This is a genomic window from Prosthecobacter sp. (genome assembly GCF_044222345.1).
GTDB lineage: Bacteria > Verrucomicrobiota > Verrucomicrobiia > Verrucomicrobiales > Verrucomicrobiaceae > Prosthecobacter.
Genome location: NZ_JBGANL010000016.1, coordinates 98610 through 114132 on the forward strand (window position 1 = coordinate 98610; position 15523 = coordinate 114132).

The window sequence follows — 15523 nt, forward strand, 5'->3', positions numbered from 1 at the left end:
AGACGGGTTGAATTAAAGGATCTTGAAAATGCGGAGGGAGTTGATGACGACGATCAGCAGACCGACGAGCACCATGAAAGGCTTGTGCGGGATGTGTTTCGCGGCCCAGGCAGCGAGGGGCGCAGCGATGACACCGCCGATGGCGAGCGCAAGGATGATGTTCCAGTGCGTGAGGCCGATGGTGAGGAAAAAGGTGATGGAAGCAGCGAGCGTGACGAAGAACTCCACGGCATTCACGCTGCCAACGGTGATGCGCGTGTCATTGCCACGGATGATGAGGTTGGAGGCGACGATGGGGCCCCAGCCGCCGCCGCACATGGCATCCACCAGCGCACCGACAAAGCCCAGCGGGGCGAGGTGGGTGGTGACCTTCCGCGGAGGGACGCGGGTGAAGGCCTTCGCGATGATCACCACGCCCATGACCACGAGATAGATGGAGATGTAGGGCTTGAGCACCTTGCCGTCGATCGAGGTGAGAACGTAGGCGCCCACGACCGCGCCGATCACGGCAGGAATGAGCAGCCGGCGAAACAGCACGCGGTCCACATTGCCAAACGCATGATGAGAAATGCTCGAGGCTCCCGTGGTGAAGCACTCCGCTGCATGCACGGTGGCGCTGACGACCTGGGGCGACACCCCAAAGACGGAGAGCAGCGACGAGGCGCTGACGCCGTAGGCCATGCCGAGCGCTCCATCGATCAATTGAGCGACGAAGCCGGCCAGCACGTAGAGCGCGAATTCGTTGGTGAGGAATTCCATGAACGCTTACGCTTTGTCGGTGACGAGCTTGGCGTGCAGGCCGCATTCGTGCTTTTCGTCGCCTTTGGCAGGATCGTAGTAGGTGCGCTCGTTCGGCAGGCTGTGCTCAAGCAGGTAGGCGTCCATCTCAACGGGCGTCCACTCGAGGATGGGGTTCACCTTGAGGCAGTTGAACTTGGCATCCCACATGAAGGGCTGCAGGGTGGCGGCACGCTGGGGGTTCTGCTCTTTCCGCAGGGCGGTGATCCAGACTTTCGGGGCCAGCTCACGCATGCCGCGCTCAAAGGGCTCCAGCTTCATGATGCGGCTGAAGGATTCCACGCGCTCCACTTCATCCGGCATGGGCACCTGGCCGCCATTGAGCGCCAGCCAGTGGGCGGCGGTCATTTTCGGCAGGTAGGGCTTCAGATTGAGGTTCAGCTTCGCGCGGCTCTTTTCGGCGAAGACGTAGGTCTCAGGGAGATTGGTGCCGTGATCCACCCAGAGGATCGGGATGTCCTGGCTCTGCTCAGTCGCCAAATGCAGGATCACAGCCTCATACGGACGGAAATTGGTGGTCACGATGGCTCCGCCGGCGGCATGAGCGAGGGCGGTCTTGATGATTTCCTGGGGCGACTGGCCACGGGCGGCATCGTTAAGGGCTTGGATTTGGTCGGGATTCATGCGAGGGGCGCGGAGTATTCACCCGATTCCCGATGTGTAAAGTAGGAAATAGGACTTTAAGGTGAAATTTGGGCAAGAAAAAGGGCGCGGAGGTGATCCGCGCCCTGATGAAAACTAAGCTGTTCGATTGCTTATGCCTGGAGGGCAGCAGCTTCGACGATGTTCACGCGACGACCATCCTTGTCGAAGAGGACTTTGCCGTCCACGAGAGCGAAGATGGTGTGGTCACGGCCAAGACCGACGTTGCGGCCTGGAACCCACTTCGTTCCGCGCTGGCGGAGGATGATGTTGCCTGCGATGACGGCTTCACCGCCGAATTTCTTGACGCCAAGACGCTTGCTCTGGCTGTCGCGACCGTTTTTGACGGAACCTTGTCCTTTTTTATGGGCCATAAGAGGTGAGTATTAAAGATTAAGCGTTGATGGCGGTGATCTGCACGAGGGTCAGCGGCTGGCGGTGACCACGGGTCTTGTGGAAGCCCTTGCGCTTGCGGAACTTGAAGGTGGTGGCCTTGTCAGCCTTGTGCTGGCTGAGCACCTTGGCGGAAACGGTGGCACCTGCGACGGTAGGAGCGCCCACTTTGATGCTGCTGCCTTCACCGGCGACGAGCACCTGGTCGAAAGTGGCGGTGTCGCCTTCAGCAGCTTCGAGCTTCTCCACGTCGAACTTGTCGCCCACGGAGACTTTGTACTGCTTGCCGCCTGTTTTGATGATTGCGTATGCCATAACCTGAAAAGTAAGAGATTTGTCCTCCGCCATTTTGGGGCGAGGGGCGCAGAGGTTTCCACACCTCAACCCATTCGGCAAGGGAAAACTTCCCTCGAACGCTTTAGAATTGTTAAAATAAAGCGGCTCAAGGCGGAGAATTGCCAAAAAAATGTGTCAGCGCCTCCATCATGCCCTCGCTGGCGAAGCGGGTGGCGATGAATCCGCCGCGTGAATGCACGATCTGTTTCACCGGCTCCAACGCATTCCCGGGGCAGGCGATCATGCGGGCATGGCGCGGATCCAGCATGCTGAGGTCATTGAAATTGTCCCCACCGGCAAAACATACCGAGGCGTCCAGTCCGAGCAGACGCGCAAGTTCGCTGAGTGCGGTGCCCTTGCTGTAGCCGCTGTGCGAAAAGCGCAGGTAGATGCCGTTGCGATGGTAGCCAATGTCCGGGAACTGCCGTGCGTGCGTGTCGATGTAGGCACAAATGCCGTCCATTTCGTAGTCGCTGGTGCCCACAATGCCCATGTCACCCTCACTCCCGGTGATGACCGACGCCTGGGTCTGAGTCTCCACCATGCGGCGAATGTCTTGAAGCGCTGCCTGGTGGTCTTTGGCAAACCGCTCCTGCGCACGCCGTGCCTTCCGGTTCCAGGAGCCGTAGTCCGTCCAGCGGCTGAAGAAGCCGGGCTTATAAATGTCACTCTCCTGCGCGATGATGAAATCCGGCTCCATGTAGATGCCGTGCTGCGCGAGGCCTTCGATCGTCTGGCCCAAACTGCGGCCCGTATTGATCACCCAGGCCGCGCCCTGTCCGCGCAGATGTTTAATCATCTGCCCGAGGCCTGGATGAAACACGGGCTCTCTCTCGGAATGCACGAGCGTGCCATCGAAGTCGAAGCAGAGAATGAAACGATGTTTGGGGGTGGCCATGAAAAGGGGCGCGCAGTCATGCCGCGAAAGAGCCCGGCTGCAAGACCGCAATCACTCGCCAGAAGGCCAGGATGCAGAGCGCCCACAGCATTGATTCATAGAGTACGAAGACAGGCAGCCACATGTTGCGCCGGCGTGCACGATGCACCAATTCCTCGCTGGCCCAGAGCAGGCTGAGCACCAGCGGCGGATACAGGGCCAGATGGCGGTTTCCCCAGGTCAGCACCGGCATGTCCCAGCCGAAATCAAGCGTGCAGGCCGCAAAAGCCAGTATGCTGAACAGGGCCAGCGGGGCTGTTTCAGGGTGCAAAGCCTGCCCGGCATGCGCCGCACGCGGCGCCACGAACGCGATGATCAAGAGGAGCAGGCACAGAATGCCGGCCAGAACGATCACAAACACCCCGCGTTCATGCGGCAGTGAATCGAAGCTCCGGGGAAACTGCAGCACCGCCTCCATCATTTTCAGCCCGCCGTGCCAGAAGCGCTGCTGCCTCTCATGGGGCGAATGCGTGGCCAGATAGTTCGCAAAGCTCGGCATCTCGCCTGCAGGCACGGCCTGCAAAGCTTCGCGCGTCCGATGCACCGCCGTCCACTGCTGCATGGCGGTTTCATTCTCAAACCATCGCCAGTGAAAGGGCGTGGCGTCTCCCAGTTTCTCCTTCGAATACGCAAGCATGGGGCCGACGGTGATCAGATGGCACGCCACCAGCAGGACCATGCCCAGCCAGTGATTCCGCCACACCCAGAGCGACGTGCCGCCTTCATGCGGCAGGTGGGCCAGCACCCAGCCCCAGAGCCAGCGCAGCGTGCTCACGGTAATGAAGACGAGCACCAGCGTGGTGGTGGTGGGCAGTGTCAGGTTCGCCAGCGCTGAGAGCAGGCCGATCAAGCCATAGAGCCAGAGGGAATTGCGTTTCAACGCCGCCACACAGCAAACCCAGGTGAGCAGAAACAGCAGCTGAAACAGCACATCCGGTGAAAACTCAGCGGTGGAAGGCAGCAGCACACCAAAGCCGATGGTCAAAATCGTGAGCAAAGCCGCCGGAACTGAAAACGCCCGTGCCGCCGCCAGTCCGAGCATCATCAAAAAGCCCAGGCTCAGCCCCATGAGCCAGCACTTGCTGGCCCCCAGCACACGCTGGTCATCCTTGCTCAAGGGGCCGGATGAAAGGGGCTGCTCCGCCCCGACATTCCATGCGGCCAGCCAGGGCCAGATGGGGCGCACCACGCCATCCGTACGGTGCGGCAGCCAGTCGTTCAGCGGCTTGGAAACGCTCTTGGAGAAATCCGGCGTCAGATCCTTCCGTGTTTCGATGGCGGCATTCAGATACATCCGCTCATGCTCAGGAAGAGGATTTGCACGGGTGATCCCCTGCTGCTGAAAAGCCCGCACGTAGCACCAGGCAAAAAAGATCAGACAGGCGAACATCACCACCCAGCGGCCGCCGCGCAGCCATAGCTTCGTTAACTGCAGGTACACGGACTTGACCGACATGCGGACTGCGGGGTTGAAGTGAAACGGGTTACTTCTTCGGACGCACCTTGATTTCCACCCGGCGGTTCATGCCTTGCTGTTCCGGCGTGCCGGCAGTGCTGACAATCGGCTTGGACTTGCCCATGCCCACGGCCTGAATGCGATCCGTGCCGAGTCCCAGCGATTCACGCAGCCAGCTCACCACCGCCGTCGCTCGGCGGATGCTGAGTTCGAGATTGTAGTCCTCACCGCCGAAGCTGTCGGTGTGGCCTTCGATGATGAAGAGCGAGTCCGGGTTTTTTTGAATGAGGAAACCCAGCTTCATCAGGCTGAGACGTGCCGCTTCGGCGAGCTGGTCGCTGCCATACTCAAACAGGAGATCGGTGGGCATCAAAATCGGAGCCGTGCTGCCGCCCATTTTGCCGCCGCCACCGAGCAGATCATCCAGATTGCTGAAGCCCTTCACGCGTGCGCCTGAAGCGGCCGTGGTGCTCTGGCTTTTGACAGCGTCAAGGAGGCCGCTGTCCATCTTGCCTCCCTCGCCCGGGTCTGCGGCTCCGGCATCCAGCAGCATTTGTTTTTCTGAGATGGGTTTGGACAAGACATCCCGGCGCACGCTGGCCATCTCTGCGGCGATGTCCGGCCCGTCCATGGTCGCAGGGGCGAGCAGCTTTGCCATATCAACGCCTTTGGAAGTGCCGGGAGCACCGTCACCGGGATCGTTGGCGCGGATGAAATTGGTGATCTCCTTCACGTTCGGCGTGAGATCGATTTCCTGATTCTTCGGCAGTTCCTGCAGCTTGTCGAAATCATCCAGCTTGGGCTCGAAGGCCTTCATGTCCGGCACATTGCCGGGGGCGATGATTTCCGGAATCTCCTGGATGGCCTGCTGGTCTTTCAGCACCTGCTCGCTGATGCGCAGCCGCTCCGGCACATCACGCAGCTTGGCCGGGGCCACACTCGAAATGCCCAGCGTGTCAAAACCGACCACGAGCATCATGTGAAACACCACGGAGAGGATGAGCGCGAACATCACCCACCATTTCAGGCTCCAATCGTCGCGAGAACGAAAAGAGGACTGCGGAGTGGTCCATTCGGGGGGATGGGTGACTGCGGCCATGACAATACCAAAACTACCACGGTGACAAAAGATTGCACGCGGCACTTTCGCCGTGACATCGCCCCCTCTGAATTCGTATTGTGGAAGCTCACCCACACCCCAACACCATGAACCGCCGCCACTTCCTCACCACCAGCACCGCCGCCCTCGCAGGCTCGCTCCTTGTTCCTGCCAGCAGCCATGCGCTGGATCTCACCCAGGCCCCCCTGCCCTACGCTCCTGAAGCGCTGGAACCCCACATCGACGCCCTGACGATGAACATCCACTTCGGCAAGCACCACACCGCCTACATCACCAAGCTCGGCGATGCCCTCAAGGCGGCCAACATCGGCAAGACCGACGCCATCGAGCTGATCTCAGACATCAAATCTCTCCCCGAAGCCTCGCAAATGGCCATCCGCAACAACGGCGGCGGCCACGTGAACCACACCTGGTTCTGGAAATGGATGGCCCCGGCCGGCAGCGGCCCGACCGGCCCCGAAGGCAAGCTCGGTGAAGCGATCCAGAGCACCTTCACCAGCATCGACGACTTCAAAAAGCTTTTCGGCGAAGCCGGCGTGAAGCGCTTTGGCTCCGGCTGGGCCTGGCTCATCGTCACCAAGGACGGCAAGCTCAAGGTGACCTCCACGCCCAATCAGGACAACCCGCTCATGAAAGGCATCGTGGATGCCGCTGATCTTGGCACCCCGATCCTCGGCCTGGACGTCTGGGAGCACGCCTACTACCTCAAATATCAAAACAAGCGCCCCGACTACATCAGCGCCTGGTGGAACGTCGTGAACTGGGCGGAAGTGGCCAAAGGCTACGCTGCTGCAAAGGCGTGAGCGTCTTTTCCGCATCACGCTCATGACGGAACTCATCGAGGTCAATCTCACGGAGTTGAACCAGTTGTTCAACTCCCTGGACCCCTCTCCGTTCCATGAGCGTGATCTGGATCACGATGCCGAGGAGTTCATCGTCAGCTGGGCGCAGGAGCACCCACGCAAGCACGATTTGAAGCTCGTGGTGCATCTGGCGAAACGTCCCGCTGACATTGCCGATGCACAGAAGCTCGTCGCCGATTCCATCGCCCATTACTTTGAGTATCGCGCTGAAATGACGCTGCACGATTTCAAGCGTCTGATGCGCGAGGGACGTGCCTCCTTCGTGATCGGCCTGCTCTTCCTTGCCACCTGCCAGTTCGTCGCCACCCTGCTCACCCCCGCCGATGGCAACTGGCAGTCCGTCGCCCGCGAAGGTCTCACCATCATCGGCTGGGTGGCCATGTGGAAGCCGCTGGAAATCTACCTTTACCGCTGGTGGCCGCTGCTCTCCTTGCGAAAGCTCTACCACCGCCTCAGCCACATGCCCGTCGAAGTTCACTGCTCGGCCTGACTTCGGCCTTTATTTTTAACCAACCCAACCCATACCATCCCATGAAAACCCTCCTCACCGCCCTCCTTCTTTTGCTCCCCACCCTCATGCTTGCCGCAGACCCCGCCAAACACGTCAAAGCTGACGAAGCCGCCAAGATCATCGCCGACGGCAAAGTGGCCGTCATTGATGTGCGCACGCCCGATGAATTCAAAGACGGCCACATTCAAGGCGCGAAGAACATCGACATCATGTCGCAGGACTTCGAAGCCCAGCTCGGCAAACTCGACAAAACCCAGCCCACCTTGGTGCATTGCCAGGCCGGCGGCCGCAGCATGCGCGCCCTCAAGGTCTTTGAAAAACTCGGCTTCAAGAACCTCATCCACCTGGACGAAGGCTTCGGCGGCTGGGCAGCCTCAGGCAAGCCGGTGGTGAAGTAGCAGCACGAGCTGGCATTCTCTTGATCGACTTATGGAAGCGATGCCTTATTTCCTCGGCCTCGCCGCCGTCTTCTCCGTCTTCAGCTTCGGTCTTCTCTACCGCAAAGTCTGGATGTGGTATCTCGGCTGGATCGTCTTCTACCTCATGGCCTCCTACTTCGGCACTTTTTTCGTCACGGCTCTCTTCGAAGCCAAGACCCCGGCGCAGGAGGCCTCTGCATTCGTTTACCTTGCCGGTGGTTTTTTGTGCTGGCTGCCCCTCGTTGTTTGGTGGGCAAATCAACGCAGTTCTTTTGGCATTCGCGATGCCCGGCCAAAGTCGTTGGCCGGGGATTGATCACATGATTAGCACACTCTGCGCTCCTCTCATCCCACGGCGGTCAGCCTCGGCGGGAGGCGTGATCCCACGGCGGTCAGCCTCCGCACCACCTCCGCCGCGAGCACAAAGCCAAACGTGCCGGTGACGAACGTTGCCGCACCAAAACCGGCGGCGCAGTCGAGGCGCAGGCCCGTCTCAGCACCGGTTTCGGGTTCGAGGGAGCAGGAGCCATCCGCCCACGGGAACACGGGTTTCTCGGTGGAGAAGACGCAGGGGATGTCCATGGTCACGGGGCGTCCTTGCTCGCTTTTGGCGAAGTTGTAATCGCGGCGCAGGCACTGGCGTGTGCTGCGGAGCAGCGGGTCGGCGCCGGCGTGGCCGAGATCGGCGATGCGAATGGCGGTGGGATCGCGACGCCCGCCGGCGGAGCCTGAAGTGATGACGGGCAGTCCGCGCGCATGGCATTTGGCGATGATGACCGCCTTGATGGAAGTGCGATCCACAGCATCGACCACGAAATCAAAGTTCGGCGCGAGCAGGCGGTCCACGTTCGATTCGGTGAGGAATTCGATGACGCGGTTCACGCGGCCGGCGGGGTTGATCTCCGCCACGCGTGCAGCCAGCACATCGACCTTCGACACACCGATGGTATGCGCCAGCGCAGGAAGCTGACGGTTGGTGTTCGTGATGCACACATCGTCCATGTCGATCAACGTCAGTTCACCAATGCCGCTGCGCACCAGAGCCTCGACGATCCATGAACCCACGCCGCCAACGCCCACAATGGCGACGTGGGCTGCGGCAAGACGTGGCAGGGCAGCAGCTCCGTAAAGCCGCCCGATGCCGCCGAAACGCTGGGTGTAGGATTCATCCATGCGTTCGTTTAATACGCCCGCAGTGGAAGATCAAGGAGGCGAGACTTCCATCTACGCTTTAGCGAGGTAGGGCGCTTGCTCCGCAAGCGCCGCCGCAAGCCGATGGGCTTCGTTCAAGCCCATGTCCATTCCACCAGTTTGACCTCTCGCGGCGGGCTGGGACAGCCCGCCCTACCTCAGCAATGATGCGCGCCGCGCGTGTTCACATACAGCGAGTACAGACTCTGCGATGCCGTGATGAACAAACGGTTCCGCTTCGGCCCGCCAAAGCAGAGGTTGCTGGCGGTTTCAGGCAGCTTGATGTAGCCGATCATTTTGCCTGCGGGATTGAAGACATGCACGCCGTCGTAACCGTCGCCGATCCAGCCGGCGCTGGCCCAGAGGTTGCCTTCGATGTCGCAGCGGATGCCGTCGGAGTTTCCCTTGGCTTTCTTGTCCGCCAGAACGCCCTTGTTGGTGGTGAAAACCTTACCGTTCTTCACGGTCTTCCCATCCACCTCATAGACGCGGATGTTTTTCGGCGCACCGGTGTCCACGATGTATACCTTCTTGTAGTCGGGTGAAAAACAGATGCCATTCGGCTTCTCTAGATCCTCCGTGACCTTGGTGATCTCCCCGCTGGGGTCGATGCGATAAACCGCCTCCTTCAGCAGCAGCTCCCCTTTGTTGCCCTCGTAATCCATCATGCTGCCGTAGCCGGGATCGGTGAACCAGATGGAGCCATCGACATGCACGGCGCCGTCATTGGGTGCGTTGAGCGGCTTGCCTTCAAACTTGTCGGCCAGCACCGTGATCTTGCCATCGAGCTCGTAGCGGACGACGCGGCGCGTGGCATGCTCAAAGGAAATCTGGCGGCCATGCAGATCAAAGGTGTTGCCGTTGCTGTTGTTCGCGTTGTTGCGCAGCACGGAGACATGGCCGTCTTCGGGCAGGTAGCGCATCTGCGCATTGTTAGGGATGTCGCTCCACACGAGGTAGTTGCCGCTGCCGTTCCAGGCCGGGCCTTCCGCCCAGAGCATGCCGGTGTGCAGACGGCGGATGGGCGAGTTCCCCTGAATGAGTTTCTCAAACTCGGGCTCGAGCACAATGAGATCGGGATCAGGGTAGCGCTCGGGCGTCTGGCCGGACCAGTCGCGGGAGAGCAAAGTCGTGGTGGCGGCGGAAACGGCGAAACTGGTCAGGAAGGTGCGGCGGCTGGTGTTCATGGCAGGAGGTGGTTGTAGCGAAGGGAACGTGTGAATGGCAAGAGATTTGGCAGCAGGAGCGCAGGAGAATGCGCACAAAAAAGCCCCGGCTGCATGACTGCGGCCGGGGCTGGAGTGTTCCAAGTCGGTGAGATTAAACAATCTCCACGTTCTGGCGGCCGTGCTCGGCGTAGTCCTTCGCAGCCCAGCCGGGCATGGCGACGGGATACCAGCCTTCGGCATCGGGTTTGACCGGGGCCTCGGACTCGGGGGTGATGATGTTGGGCATGTGCTGCACTTTGCTGTTGAGCACTTCATCCCACTTCAGCTCCTTGCCGGAGTAGGTGGCCATGCGGCCCATGAGGGCGGTCATGGTGGATTCAGCACCGTAGTAGGCGTTGTTGACGGCCTTGTTCTCACGGATGGCGGCCTGCAGGGTGTCGTGCTCAGTCTGATATGGATCTGGGTCCAGTTTCTTGGCATTTCCCTTGCCTGCCGATGCGGGATCCTTGCCACCGGGGCGATATTTCCAGATGGTTTCGCCCTTGTGGTTGTTGGCGTAGCAGCGGCCGCTGTTGTCGAGGTAGATCTTGCCTTTGGTGCCGGTGAATTCTTCGCGCACGGCGTTGCTCACACCGGACTGATGACGGCACTGGCTGTTGATGCGGACACCGTTTTCATAGGTGTACTCCACGTAGTGGTGGTCATAGATTTGAGCGAACTTCTTGTCCACACGCTGCTGGCGGCCGCCCATGCCCTGGGCGCTGATGGGATGACCGCCGATGAACCAGTTGGCCACGTCGATGTTGTGGATGTGCTGCTCGTTGATGTGGTCACCGCAGAGCCAGGTGAAGAAGTACCAGTTGTTGAGCTGGTACATGAGTTCGGTCTGGTCAGGGCGCTTGTCGCGGAACCAGATGCCACCGCCATTCCAGTAAACCTGGCCGGAGACGATGTCGCCGATGACGCCGTTCTCCTTGACCTGGGTGAGGGCTTCGCGGTAGCAGTTCTGGTAACGGCGCTGCAGACCGCAGACGACCTTGAGGTTTTTCTCGTCGGCAATTTTCGCCATTTCGAGAACCTTGCGCACGCCGGGAGCATCCACCGCGACGGGCTTTTCCATGAAGATGTTTTTACCAGCGTTCACAGCGGCCTCGAAGTGATACGGGCGGAAGCCGGGAGGCGTGGTGAGGATGACGAGATCGCAGCAGTCGATCACCTTCTGGTAGGCGTCTGTGCCGGCAAAAATGCGGGAGTCATCGACCTTCACCTTGTCCGGCACTTTGTTGCGCAGATTGCTCAGCGCGCCATCGGCCTTTTCTTTGAAGGCATCTCCCACAGCGTGCAGCGTGACGCCCTGCTGCTTGGTGCTGAGCGCCTGGCCGGCAGCGCCGGTGCCGCGACCACCGCAGCCGATGAGGCCGATTTTGATTTCATCACTGCCGGCAGCCCAGGCGGATTGGGCGACGGTAAGTGCACTGGCGGCGGCAGTGGTGCCGATAAACTGGCGGCGGGAAGTCGCCGCTGCTGGGGGTGGGGTCGGTGTGTTCATGGGTTGAATGGGTTGGGGTGACTTGGCGGTGAATCAGGCGAGCGCGTTTTTGATGAGCGCGAAGCCTTCGGTGTAAACCTGTTCGGTGTTGGGGAAGAAATCGCGCCAGACACGGGTGGCGGCGGCGAGGTCTGGCAGGGCGCTGCCAAAGGCCTCGATGGTCATCCAGCCGTCATAGCCGATTTTTTTGAGGTGCTTAATCTGCTCGACGATGTTGATGTGGCCACGGCCAGGCGTGCCGCGATCGTTTTCGGAGATGTGGACGTGGTTGAGCTTGCCGGAGGCAAACACGGTGTCGATGGCCGCCAGCGGGTTCTTCTCTTCGATGTTGGCGTGGAAGGTGTCATACATCGTGCCGAAGTTCGGGTGATCGACACGCTTCACGTAAGCGGCGGCCTGCTCCATGGTGTTGAGCAGATGGGCCTCGAAGCGGTTGAGGGCTTCGATGGCGCACTTCACGCCGGCGGCTTCAGCCACGGGAGCGATGGCACGGTGCACTTCGGCAGCGCCCGCGAGTTCGGCCTCCGATGGGAAGGCACCGGTAAACTGGCCGAGCACCTGATAGTAGGGGCCGACGAGGGTCTGCACGCCGGCGTTGTGCGCACATTCGATCACACGCTTGAGATGATCGATGGCGCCCTGGCGGTGGGCCGCGACGGGGCTGATGGCGTTGTGGGCTTCATCCGGCAGCACGGTGACAGCGGTGCATTCGAGGCCGTTGTCCTTGAGCACCTGGCCGATGCCTTTGAAATGGGCGGGATTGCTGACGTCGAAGATCGGAACTTCGACTCCGTCGTAGCCGGTGGCCTTGAGTTTTTCGATGACGGGGTAGTTTGCCTCGGTGATGTGGCCTGAGTAGAGAAGGAGATTGAAGCCGATTTTCATGGGGTGGGACGCGAAGCTAGGGAATGGCGGGCGAATTGGCAAGGTCTGTGTCGGAAGATTTCCCCCGTCAGGCACAACGGCCGTGGTGCTGCCTCTATTGCGCGATCCTCAGGAAATCGCAGCGCAGGCTCAGCCGCGACAAATTAGGCATTGAAAAGGATGCGCCCGATTTCATTAGTGCGCAGGTTCCTGCCATGCGTGTATGCTGGCTGAAATCACATCTTATCATGACTGCCCTTCGTTTCATCGCGCTGTCCGCCACCTGCCTTGCCCTGGCTTCCTGTGAAAACATGAAAAAATCCGGCGGCACTAGCAGCGATCCCTACGCCTCGAACTACGGCACCGACGGGCATTACAATCCTTACCCGGGCCAGAGCGGCTACGCCTCCTCCTCCACTCCGAAGTATCAGACCCCGCCTGCCCCGCCGTCCCTGCCGCCGGAACCTGAGCCCCCGGCCAATCCTTACGCTTTCAGCGGCACGAAGAAGGTGACGCCGTCCAGCTCATCCTCCTCCACCACGAAAAAATCGACGGCCTCCAGCACCTCTGCGAAGAAGAAGTCCCCGACCAAGAAGACCACGGCGAAAAAATCCTCCGGATCGAGATACACCGTCGTCAAGGGTGACACGCTCTCCGCCATCGCCCGGAAAAAGGGGTCTTCCGTGGCTAAAATCAAGGCCGCCAATGGCCTTAAAGGTGATCTGATCCGACTGGGTCAGAGCCTCAAAATCCCCTGATTCAACGTTCGACGCATTTTTTGGCTCCAAAACGTGCTGACGATCTGAATAATTCCACCGTCACGGCCGTCAATCCTCCGCCAACACTCATCCATGCCTGCCTCAGCATCGACTGACCCTGGCGAAGTCTCCGACCTCGACTTGGTCAAACGCAGCCAAGCAGGCGACACACGAGCGTTTGACGTCCTCGTCACGCGCTACCGTGGGAGGATTTATGCCATGACCTATCACCTCATCCAGAACGAAACCGAAGCATGGGACCTCGCCCAAGAGGCCTTCATCAAGGCATGGCGCGCGCTGCCGACGTTCAAGCACGATGCGGGATTCTACACCTGGCTGTACCGCATCGCCCACAACGTCAGCTATGACTGGCTGCGGAAGAAGAAGATCCAGGGCGATGGCGAATTTGATGACGAGCGCACCGAACACCGTGTGGCCGTCGGAGCCGAAGCCGCCCCTAAAGGTGATCTGGCACCCGATGCAGCCATGACAAACGCCGAACTCGGGCAGCGCATTCAGCAGGCCATCGCCAAACTTTCGCCCGAACACCGCCAGGTCATCGTCCTGCGCGAGGTCGAAGGGCTCGCTTATGAAGAAATCGCCGCCCTCATTCCCTGCTCTCTTGGCACGGTGATGTCACGGCTGTTTTACGCCCGCAAGAAACTTCAGGAACAACTCCACGACGTTTATGAAAACTCCAACTGAAGAACACGACCTCATCCGCTGGATCGATGAGGAAATGAACGAAACGGAACGCGCCGCGTTTGAGGAACGCCTCAAGCAAGATCCCGTGCTCGCCAAGGAAGCCCGGCAGATGCGCGAGCTGAGCGCCAGTCTCCGCACTCACCTGCCTGCTGAAATGCGTGTGCCGCACGCCGATTACTTCAACACGCAAATCGAAGTGCGCATCACCCAGATGGCGCTGGATGACACACGCGCCAAGCAAGCCGCTCCAGGGTGGGCTGCCATGTTTCAATGGATGCGCCAGCCATGGTTTGCCTTGGCCGGCACCGCTGCGCTGGCAGTTCTGGGCTTCTTCCTGCTGAGTCCGGGCACCGGTGATGCCTCGGAAAGCATGATCCTCAGTTCCTACACTCCCAACACCCATGTGCAGGCGCGCACCTACCATGACACTGGCGCTGAAGCCACGGTCCTGATGCTGGATGGGCTGGATGCCGTGCCAGCTGAGCGAAAAGTCTCGGGAATCAACATTCAGCGCAGCGAAGTGGAGCCTGAACTGGCCTCGACGACGATGTTCGATGTGCATGGAACTCCAGTGCTCATGATTTCACGTGACGCGCTTGGCAATCCCATGATCACTCCTCGCGGATGAAACCCTTTCTAACAGCGCTGTCCCTCCTTGCCTGCACGGCGATCGCCTGTGCCCAGGGGGAGCCCCCACCCCAGGTATCTTCCGTCAAGCACGCGACTGAAGGCCACGTGTGGGGTGCGCTCATTTTTGCCACCAACGATGCCACCCAACTGACCGGCGGCAAAGAGCCGATTCACGCGGAACTGCCCCGACTGAACGAGCGCCTCGCGAAGGTGTTTCCGTTCAAACACTTCGAAATCCTCGGCCAGCATCGGCAGGACATCTTCCGCGAATATGAATCCTGGGTCGTTCCGTCCCGGGATCTGTTCATGAAAATTGATTCCAAAGGCCCTGCGGAAAAAGGCGGGGTGAATTTGCACCTGCAAGTCTGGCGTGAGCAGCAGGTTTTGGTCAAAAGCGATGCCGTTCTGCGCAAAGACAGCCCCTTGTTCATCGGCGGACCGCCGTGGAAAGATGGACGTTTGATTTTTGTTTTGTTTCTGGAGCGCAAATAGGAGCAACAAACGAGCTGCGAGGGCAAAGATAGCTGCCGGGTTAGACGGACAGAATTTGTCGGCCCCACAGGGCCCTGACGCCTTGCCCACCTTTTTCCAGCGTCTCGGCCTAGTGTTTGGCATATATTACGACCGTATGGCAGTTGATGATCCCAAAACGGTTGATGTAGTTAGCGTTGATCGCGCAACAAGCGAAGTCATTTTGGACGTCACTGATCATCTCGATTGGAGTGATGAAGCCGGCCACCTCATGTTTTTGCAAAACAAGATCAATGCTTATGCTTCTTTCATTGAAAGCGGTGAATTGGAAACCGCTTATCCTGACGCCAAGGGGCGTCAACCTGTGATTCATGTGGCTTGCATGAACGAGCCACCGCCTTTGGCTGTTCGTTTTTTTGATCGCGTGCGAGACATCCTTCAACCTGCGGGCATTCGCTTTTCCTATCGCCATTCGCATTTCAATTCCCCGTCCAAATCAATTTAGAAAGCGAGCGAAGGAATCGGCGTGCAGGAGGTGTTACAGGCAGTCCCGATGTCGCGGACGGGGTTTGAGCGGAAGTTTCGCTGTCATTTCGGGTGCTCGCCGCATGGTGAGATCCTTAAGGTGAGGCTGCAGCAGGCGCATGCACTGCTCACGAGGACGCGTCTTTCGATTGCCGAAGTCGCCGAGCGAGCCGGCTTTTCATCGGG

Annotated in this window: 21 protein-coding genes; 10 read left to right on the forward strand and 11 right to left on the reverse strand. The window is 59.7% G+C overall.

From position 1 onward, the window contains the following. Positions 1–12 precede the first annotated feature (12 nt). The 7 genes from ACILSL_RS11005 to ACILSL_RS11035 form a co-directional block, all read right to left on the reverse strand. Entirely contained in the window at positions 13–759 is a 747-nt protein-coding gene (locus ACILSL_RS11005; RefSeq protein WP_395732076.1) for a sulfite exporter TauE/SafE family protein, read from the reverse strand. Between the two features lie 6 nt (positions 760–765). After that, complete coding sequence (locus ACILSL_RS11010; protein ID WP_395732077.1) at positions 766–1422, reverse strand: phosphoadenosine phosphosulfate reductase family protein; 657 nt, start codon at positions 1420–1422, stop codon at positions 766–768. A 131-nt stretch (positions 1423–1553) separates the two neighbouring features. Beyond that, positions 1554–1814, reverse strand: coding sequence for a 50S ribosomal protein L27 (gene rpmA / locus ACILSL_RS11015; RefSeq protein WP_395732078.1), 261 nt, complete (start codon positions 1812–1814; stop codon positions 1554–1556). A gap of 19 nt (positions 1815–1833) precedes the next feature. Continuing rightward, the gene (rplU, locus tag ACILSL_RS11020) at positions 1834–2148 is read right to left on the reverse strand and encodes a 50S ribosomal protein L21 (protein ID WP_395732079.1); all 315 of its coding nucleotides are present in this window, start codon (positions 2146–2148) and stop codon (positions 1834–1836) included. A 127-nt stretch (positions 2149–2275) separates the two neighbouring features. Beyond that, complete coding sequence (locus ACILSL_RS11025) at positions 2276–3067, reverse strand: HAD family hydrolase (protein WP_395732080.1); 792 nt, start codon at positions 3065–3067, stop codon at positions 2276–2278. 16 nt (positions 3068–3083) lie between these two features. After that, on the reverse strand, positions 3084–4562 hold the full coding sequence (locus ACILSL_RS11030) for a hypothetical protein (RefSeq protein ID WP_395732081.1): 1479 nt from the start codon (positions 4560–4562) through the stop codon (positions 3084–3086). 28 nt (positions 4563–4590) lie between these two features. Further along, positions 4591–5661 (reverse strand): OmpA family protein, encoded by a 1071-nt coding sequence (locus ACILSL_RS11035; RefSeq protein WP_395732082.1) that lies wholly within the window; start codon positions 5659–5661, stop codon positions 4591–4593. A gap of 107 nt (positions 5662–5768) precedes the next feature. On the opposite strand from ACILSL_RS11035, the gene ACILSL_RS11040 reads away from it, so the two are divergent. From ACILSL_RS11040 to ACILSL_RS11055, 4 genes are read left to right on the forward strand one after another with little or no spacing between them, the layout of a single operon-like run. Next, the gene (locus tag ACILSL_RS11040; protein WP_395732083.1) at positions 5769–6485 is read left to right on the forward strand and encodes a Fe-Mn family superoxide dismutase; all 717 of its coding nucleotides are present in this window, start codon (positions 5769–5771) and stop codon (positions 6483–6485) included. A 22-nt stretch (positions 6486–6507) separates the two neighbouring features. Beyond that, positions 6508–7035: a hypothetical protein gene (locus ACILSL_RS11045; RefSeq protein ID WP_395732084.1), complete on the forward strand. Its 528-nt coding sequence runs from the start codon at positions 6508–6510 to the stop codon at positions 7033–7035. A gap of 41 nt (positions 7036–7076) precedes the next feature. Continuing rightward, positions 7077–7454 (forward strand): rhodanese-like domain-containing protein, encoded by a 378-nt coding sequence (locus ACILSL_RS11050; RefSeq protein ID WP_395732085.1) that lies wholly within the window; start codon positions 7077–7079, stop codon positions 7452–7454. A 40-nt stretch (positions 7455–7494) separates the two neighbouring features. Further along, positions 7495–7791, forward strand: a complete 297-nt coding sequence (locus ACILSL_RS11055; protein WP_395732086.1) for a hypothetical protein — start codon at positions 7495–7497, stop codon at positions 7789–7791. A gap of 29 nt (positions 7792–7820) precedes the next feature. Here ACILSL_RS11055 and ACILSL_RS11060 read toward each other — a convergent pair whose 3' ends face one another. From ACILSL_RS11060 to ACILSL_RS11075, 4 genes are all read right to left on the reverse strand, one after another. After that, entirely contained in the window at positions 7821–8648 is an 828-nt protein-coding gene (locus ACILSL_RS11060) for a ThiF family adenylyltransferase (protein ID WP_395732087.1), read from the reverse strand. 176 nt (positions 8649–8824) lie between these two features. Further along, entirely contained in the window at positions 8825–9853 is a 1029-nt protein-coding gene (locus ACILSL_RS11065) for an SMP-30/gluconolactonase/LRE family protein (RefSeq protein ID WP_395732088.1), read from the reverse strand. Between the two features lie 133 nt (positions 9854–9986). Beyond that, the gene (locus tag ACILSL_RS11070) at positions 9987–11384 is read right to left on the reverse strand and encodes a Gfo/Idh/MocA family protein (protein WP_395732089.1); all 1398 of its coding nucleotides are present in this window, start codon (positions 11382–11384) and stop codon (positions 9987–9989) included. 33 nt (positions 11385–11417) lie between these two features. Continuing rightward, positions 11418–12269 carry a sugar phosphate isomerase/epimerase family protein gene (locus ACILSL_RS11075; RefSeq protein ID WP_395732090.1) on the reverse strand — a complete coding sequence of 284 codons (852 nt, stop codon included), beginning with the start codon at positions 12267–12269 and terminating at the stop codon, positions 11418–11420. Positions 12270–12496: 227 nt separating this feature from the next. Here ACILSL_RS11075 and ACILSL_RS11080 point away from each other — a divergent pair, with 227 nt between their 5' ends. The 6 genes from ACILSL_RS11080 to ACILSL_RS11105 all read left to right on the forward strand — a co-directional run. Next, positions 12497–13006 (forward strand): LysM peptidoglycan-binding domain-containing protein, encoded by a 510-nt coding sequence (locus tag ACILSL_RS11080; protein WP_395732091.1) that lies wholly within the window; start codon positions 12497–12499, stop codon positions 13004–13006. A 93-nt stretch (positions 13007–13099) separates the two neighbouring features. Beyond that, a complete protein-coding gene (locus ACILSL_RS11085) occupies positions 13100–13711 on the forward strand; it encodes a sigma-70 family RNA polymerase sigma factor (protein ID WP_395732092.1) in 612 nt (203 codons plus the stop codon). Beyond that, entirely contained in the window at positions 13695–14339 is a 645-nt protein-coding gene (locus tag ACILSL_RS11090; RefSeq protein WP_395732093.1) for an anti-sigma factor family protein, read from the forward strand. The genes ACILSL_RS11085 and ACILSL_RS11090 overlap by 17 nt, the downstream gene beginning before the upstream one ends. Beyond that, on the forward strand, positions 14336–14833 hold the full coding sequence (locus tag ACILSL_RS11095) for a hypothetical protein (protein ID WP_395732094.1): 498 nt from the start codon (positions 14336–14338) through the stop codon (positions 14831–14833). Before ACILSL_RS11090 ends, ACILSL_RS11095 begins: the two co-directional genes overlap by 4 nt. Before the next feature lie 82 nt (positions 14834–14915). Beyond that, positions 14916–15317, forward strand: a complete 402-nt coding sequence (locus ACILSL_RS11100; RefSeq protein ID WP_395732095.1) for a DUF6572 domain-containing protein — start codon at positions 14916–14918, stop codon at positions 15315–15317. Between the two features lie 48 nt (positions 15318–15365). Next, positions 15366–15523, forward strand: a 158-nt coding sequence (locus ACILSL_RS11105; protein WP_395732096.1) for a helix-turn-helix domain-containing protein, incomplete at its 3' end; no start/stop codon positions are given.

Excerpts from the sequence above, each read along its gene's own strand:
- ACILSL_RS11005 (WP_395732076.1), bottom strand. The coding sequence starts at position 759 with ATGGAATTCCTCACCAACGAATTCGCGCTCTACGTGCTGGCCGGCTTC.
- ACILSL_RS11010 (WP_395732077.1), bottom strand. The coding sequence starts at position 1,422 with ATGAATCCCGACCAAATCCAAGCCCTTAACGATGCCGCCCGTGGCCAG.
- rpmA (WP_395732078.1), bottom strand. The coding sequence starts at position 1,814 with ATGGCCCATAAAAAAGGACAAGGTTCCGTCAAAAACGGTCGCGACAGC.
- rplU (WP_395732079.1), bottom strand. The coding sequence starts at position 2,148 with ATGGCATACGCAATCATCAAAACAGGCGGCAAGCAGTACAAAGTCTCC.
- ACILSL_RS11025 (WP_395732080.1), bottom strand. The coding sequence starts at position 3,067 with ATGGCCACCCCCAAACATCGTTTCATTCTCTGCTTCGACTTCGATGGC.
- ACILSL_RS11030 (WP_395732081.1), bottom strand. The coding sequence starts at position 4,562 with ATGTCGGTCAAGTCCGTGTACCTGCAGTTAACGAAGCTATGGCTGCGC.
- ACILSL_RS11035 (WP_395732082.1), bottom strand. The coding sequence starts at position 5,661 with ATGGCCGCAGTCACCCATCCCCCCGAATGGACCACTCCGCAGTCCTCT.
- ACILSL_RS11040 (WP_395732083.1), top strand. The coding sequence starts at position 5,769 with ATGAACCGCCGCCACTTCCTCACCACCAGCACCGCCGCCCTCGCAGGC.
- ACILSL_RS11045 (WP_395732084.1), top strand. The coding sequence starts at position 6,508 with ATGACGGAACTCATCGAGGTCAATCTCACGGAGTTGAACCAGTTGTTC.
- ACILSL_RS11050 (WP_395732085.1), top strand. The coding sequence starts at position 7,077 with ATGAAAACCCTCCTCACCGCCCTCCTTCTTTTGCTCCCCACCCTCATG.
- ACILSL_RS11055 (WP_395732086.1), top strand. The coding sequence starts at position 7,495 with ATGCCTTATTTCCTCGGCCTCGCCGCCGTCTTCTCCGTCTTCAGCTTC.
- ACILSL_RS11060 (WP_395732087.1), bottom strand. The coding sequence starts at position 8,648 with ATGGATGAATCCTACACCCAGCGTTTCGGCGGCATCGGGCGGCTTTAC.
- ACILSL_RS11065 (WP_395732088.1), bottom strand. The coding sequence starts at position 9,853 with ATGAACACCAGCCGCCGCACCTTCCTGACCAGTTTCGCCGTTTCCGCC.
- ACILSL_RS11070 (WP_395732089.1), bottom strand. The coding sequence starts at position 11,384 with ATGAACACACCGACCCCACCCCCAGCAGCGGCGACTTCCCGCCGCCAG.
- ACILSL_RS11075 (WP_395732090.1), bottom strand. The coding sequence starts at position 12,269 with ATGAAAATCGGCTTCAATCTCCTTCTCTACTCAGGCCACATCACCGAG.
- ACILSL_RS11080 (WP_395732091.1), top strand. The coding sequence starts at position 12,497 with ATGACTGCCCTTCGTTTCATCGCGCTGTCCGCCACCTGCCTTGCCCTG.
- ACILSL_RS11085 (WP_395732092.1), top strand. The coding sequence starts at position 13,100 with ATGCCTGCCTCAGCATCGACTGACCCTGGCGAAGTCTCCGACCTCGAC.
- ACILSL_RS11090 (WP_395732093.1), top strand. The coding sequence starts at position 13,695 with ATGAAAACTCCAACTGAAGAACACGACCTCATCCGCTGGATCGATGAG.
- ACILSL_RS11095 (WP_395732094.1), top strand. The coding sequence starts at position 14,336 with ATGAAACCCTTTCTAACAGCGCTGTCCCTCCTTGCCTGCACGGCGATC.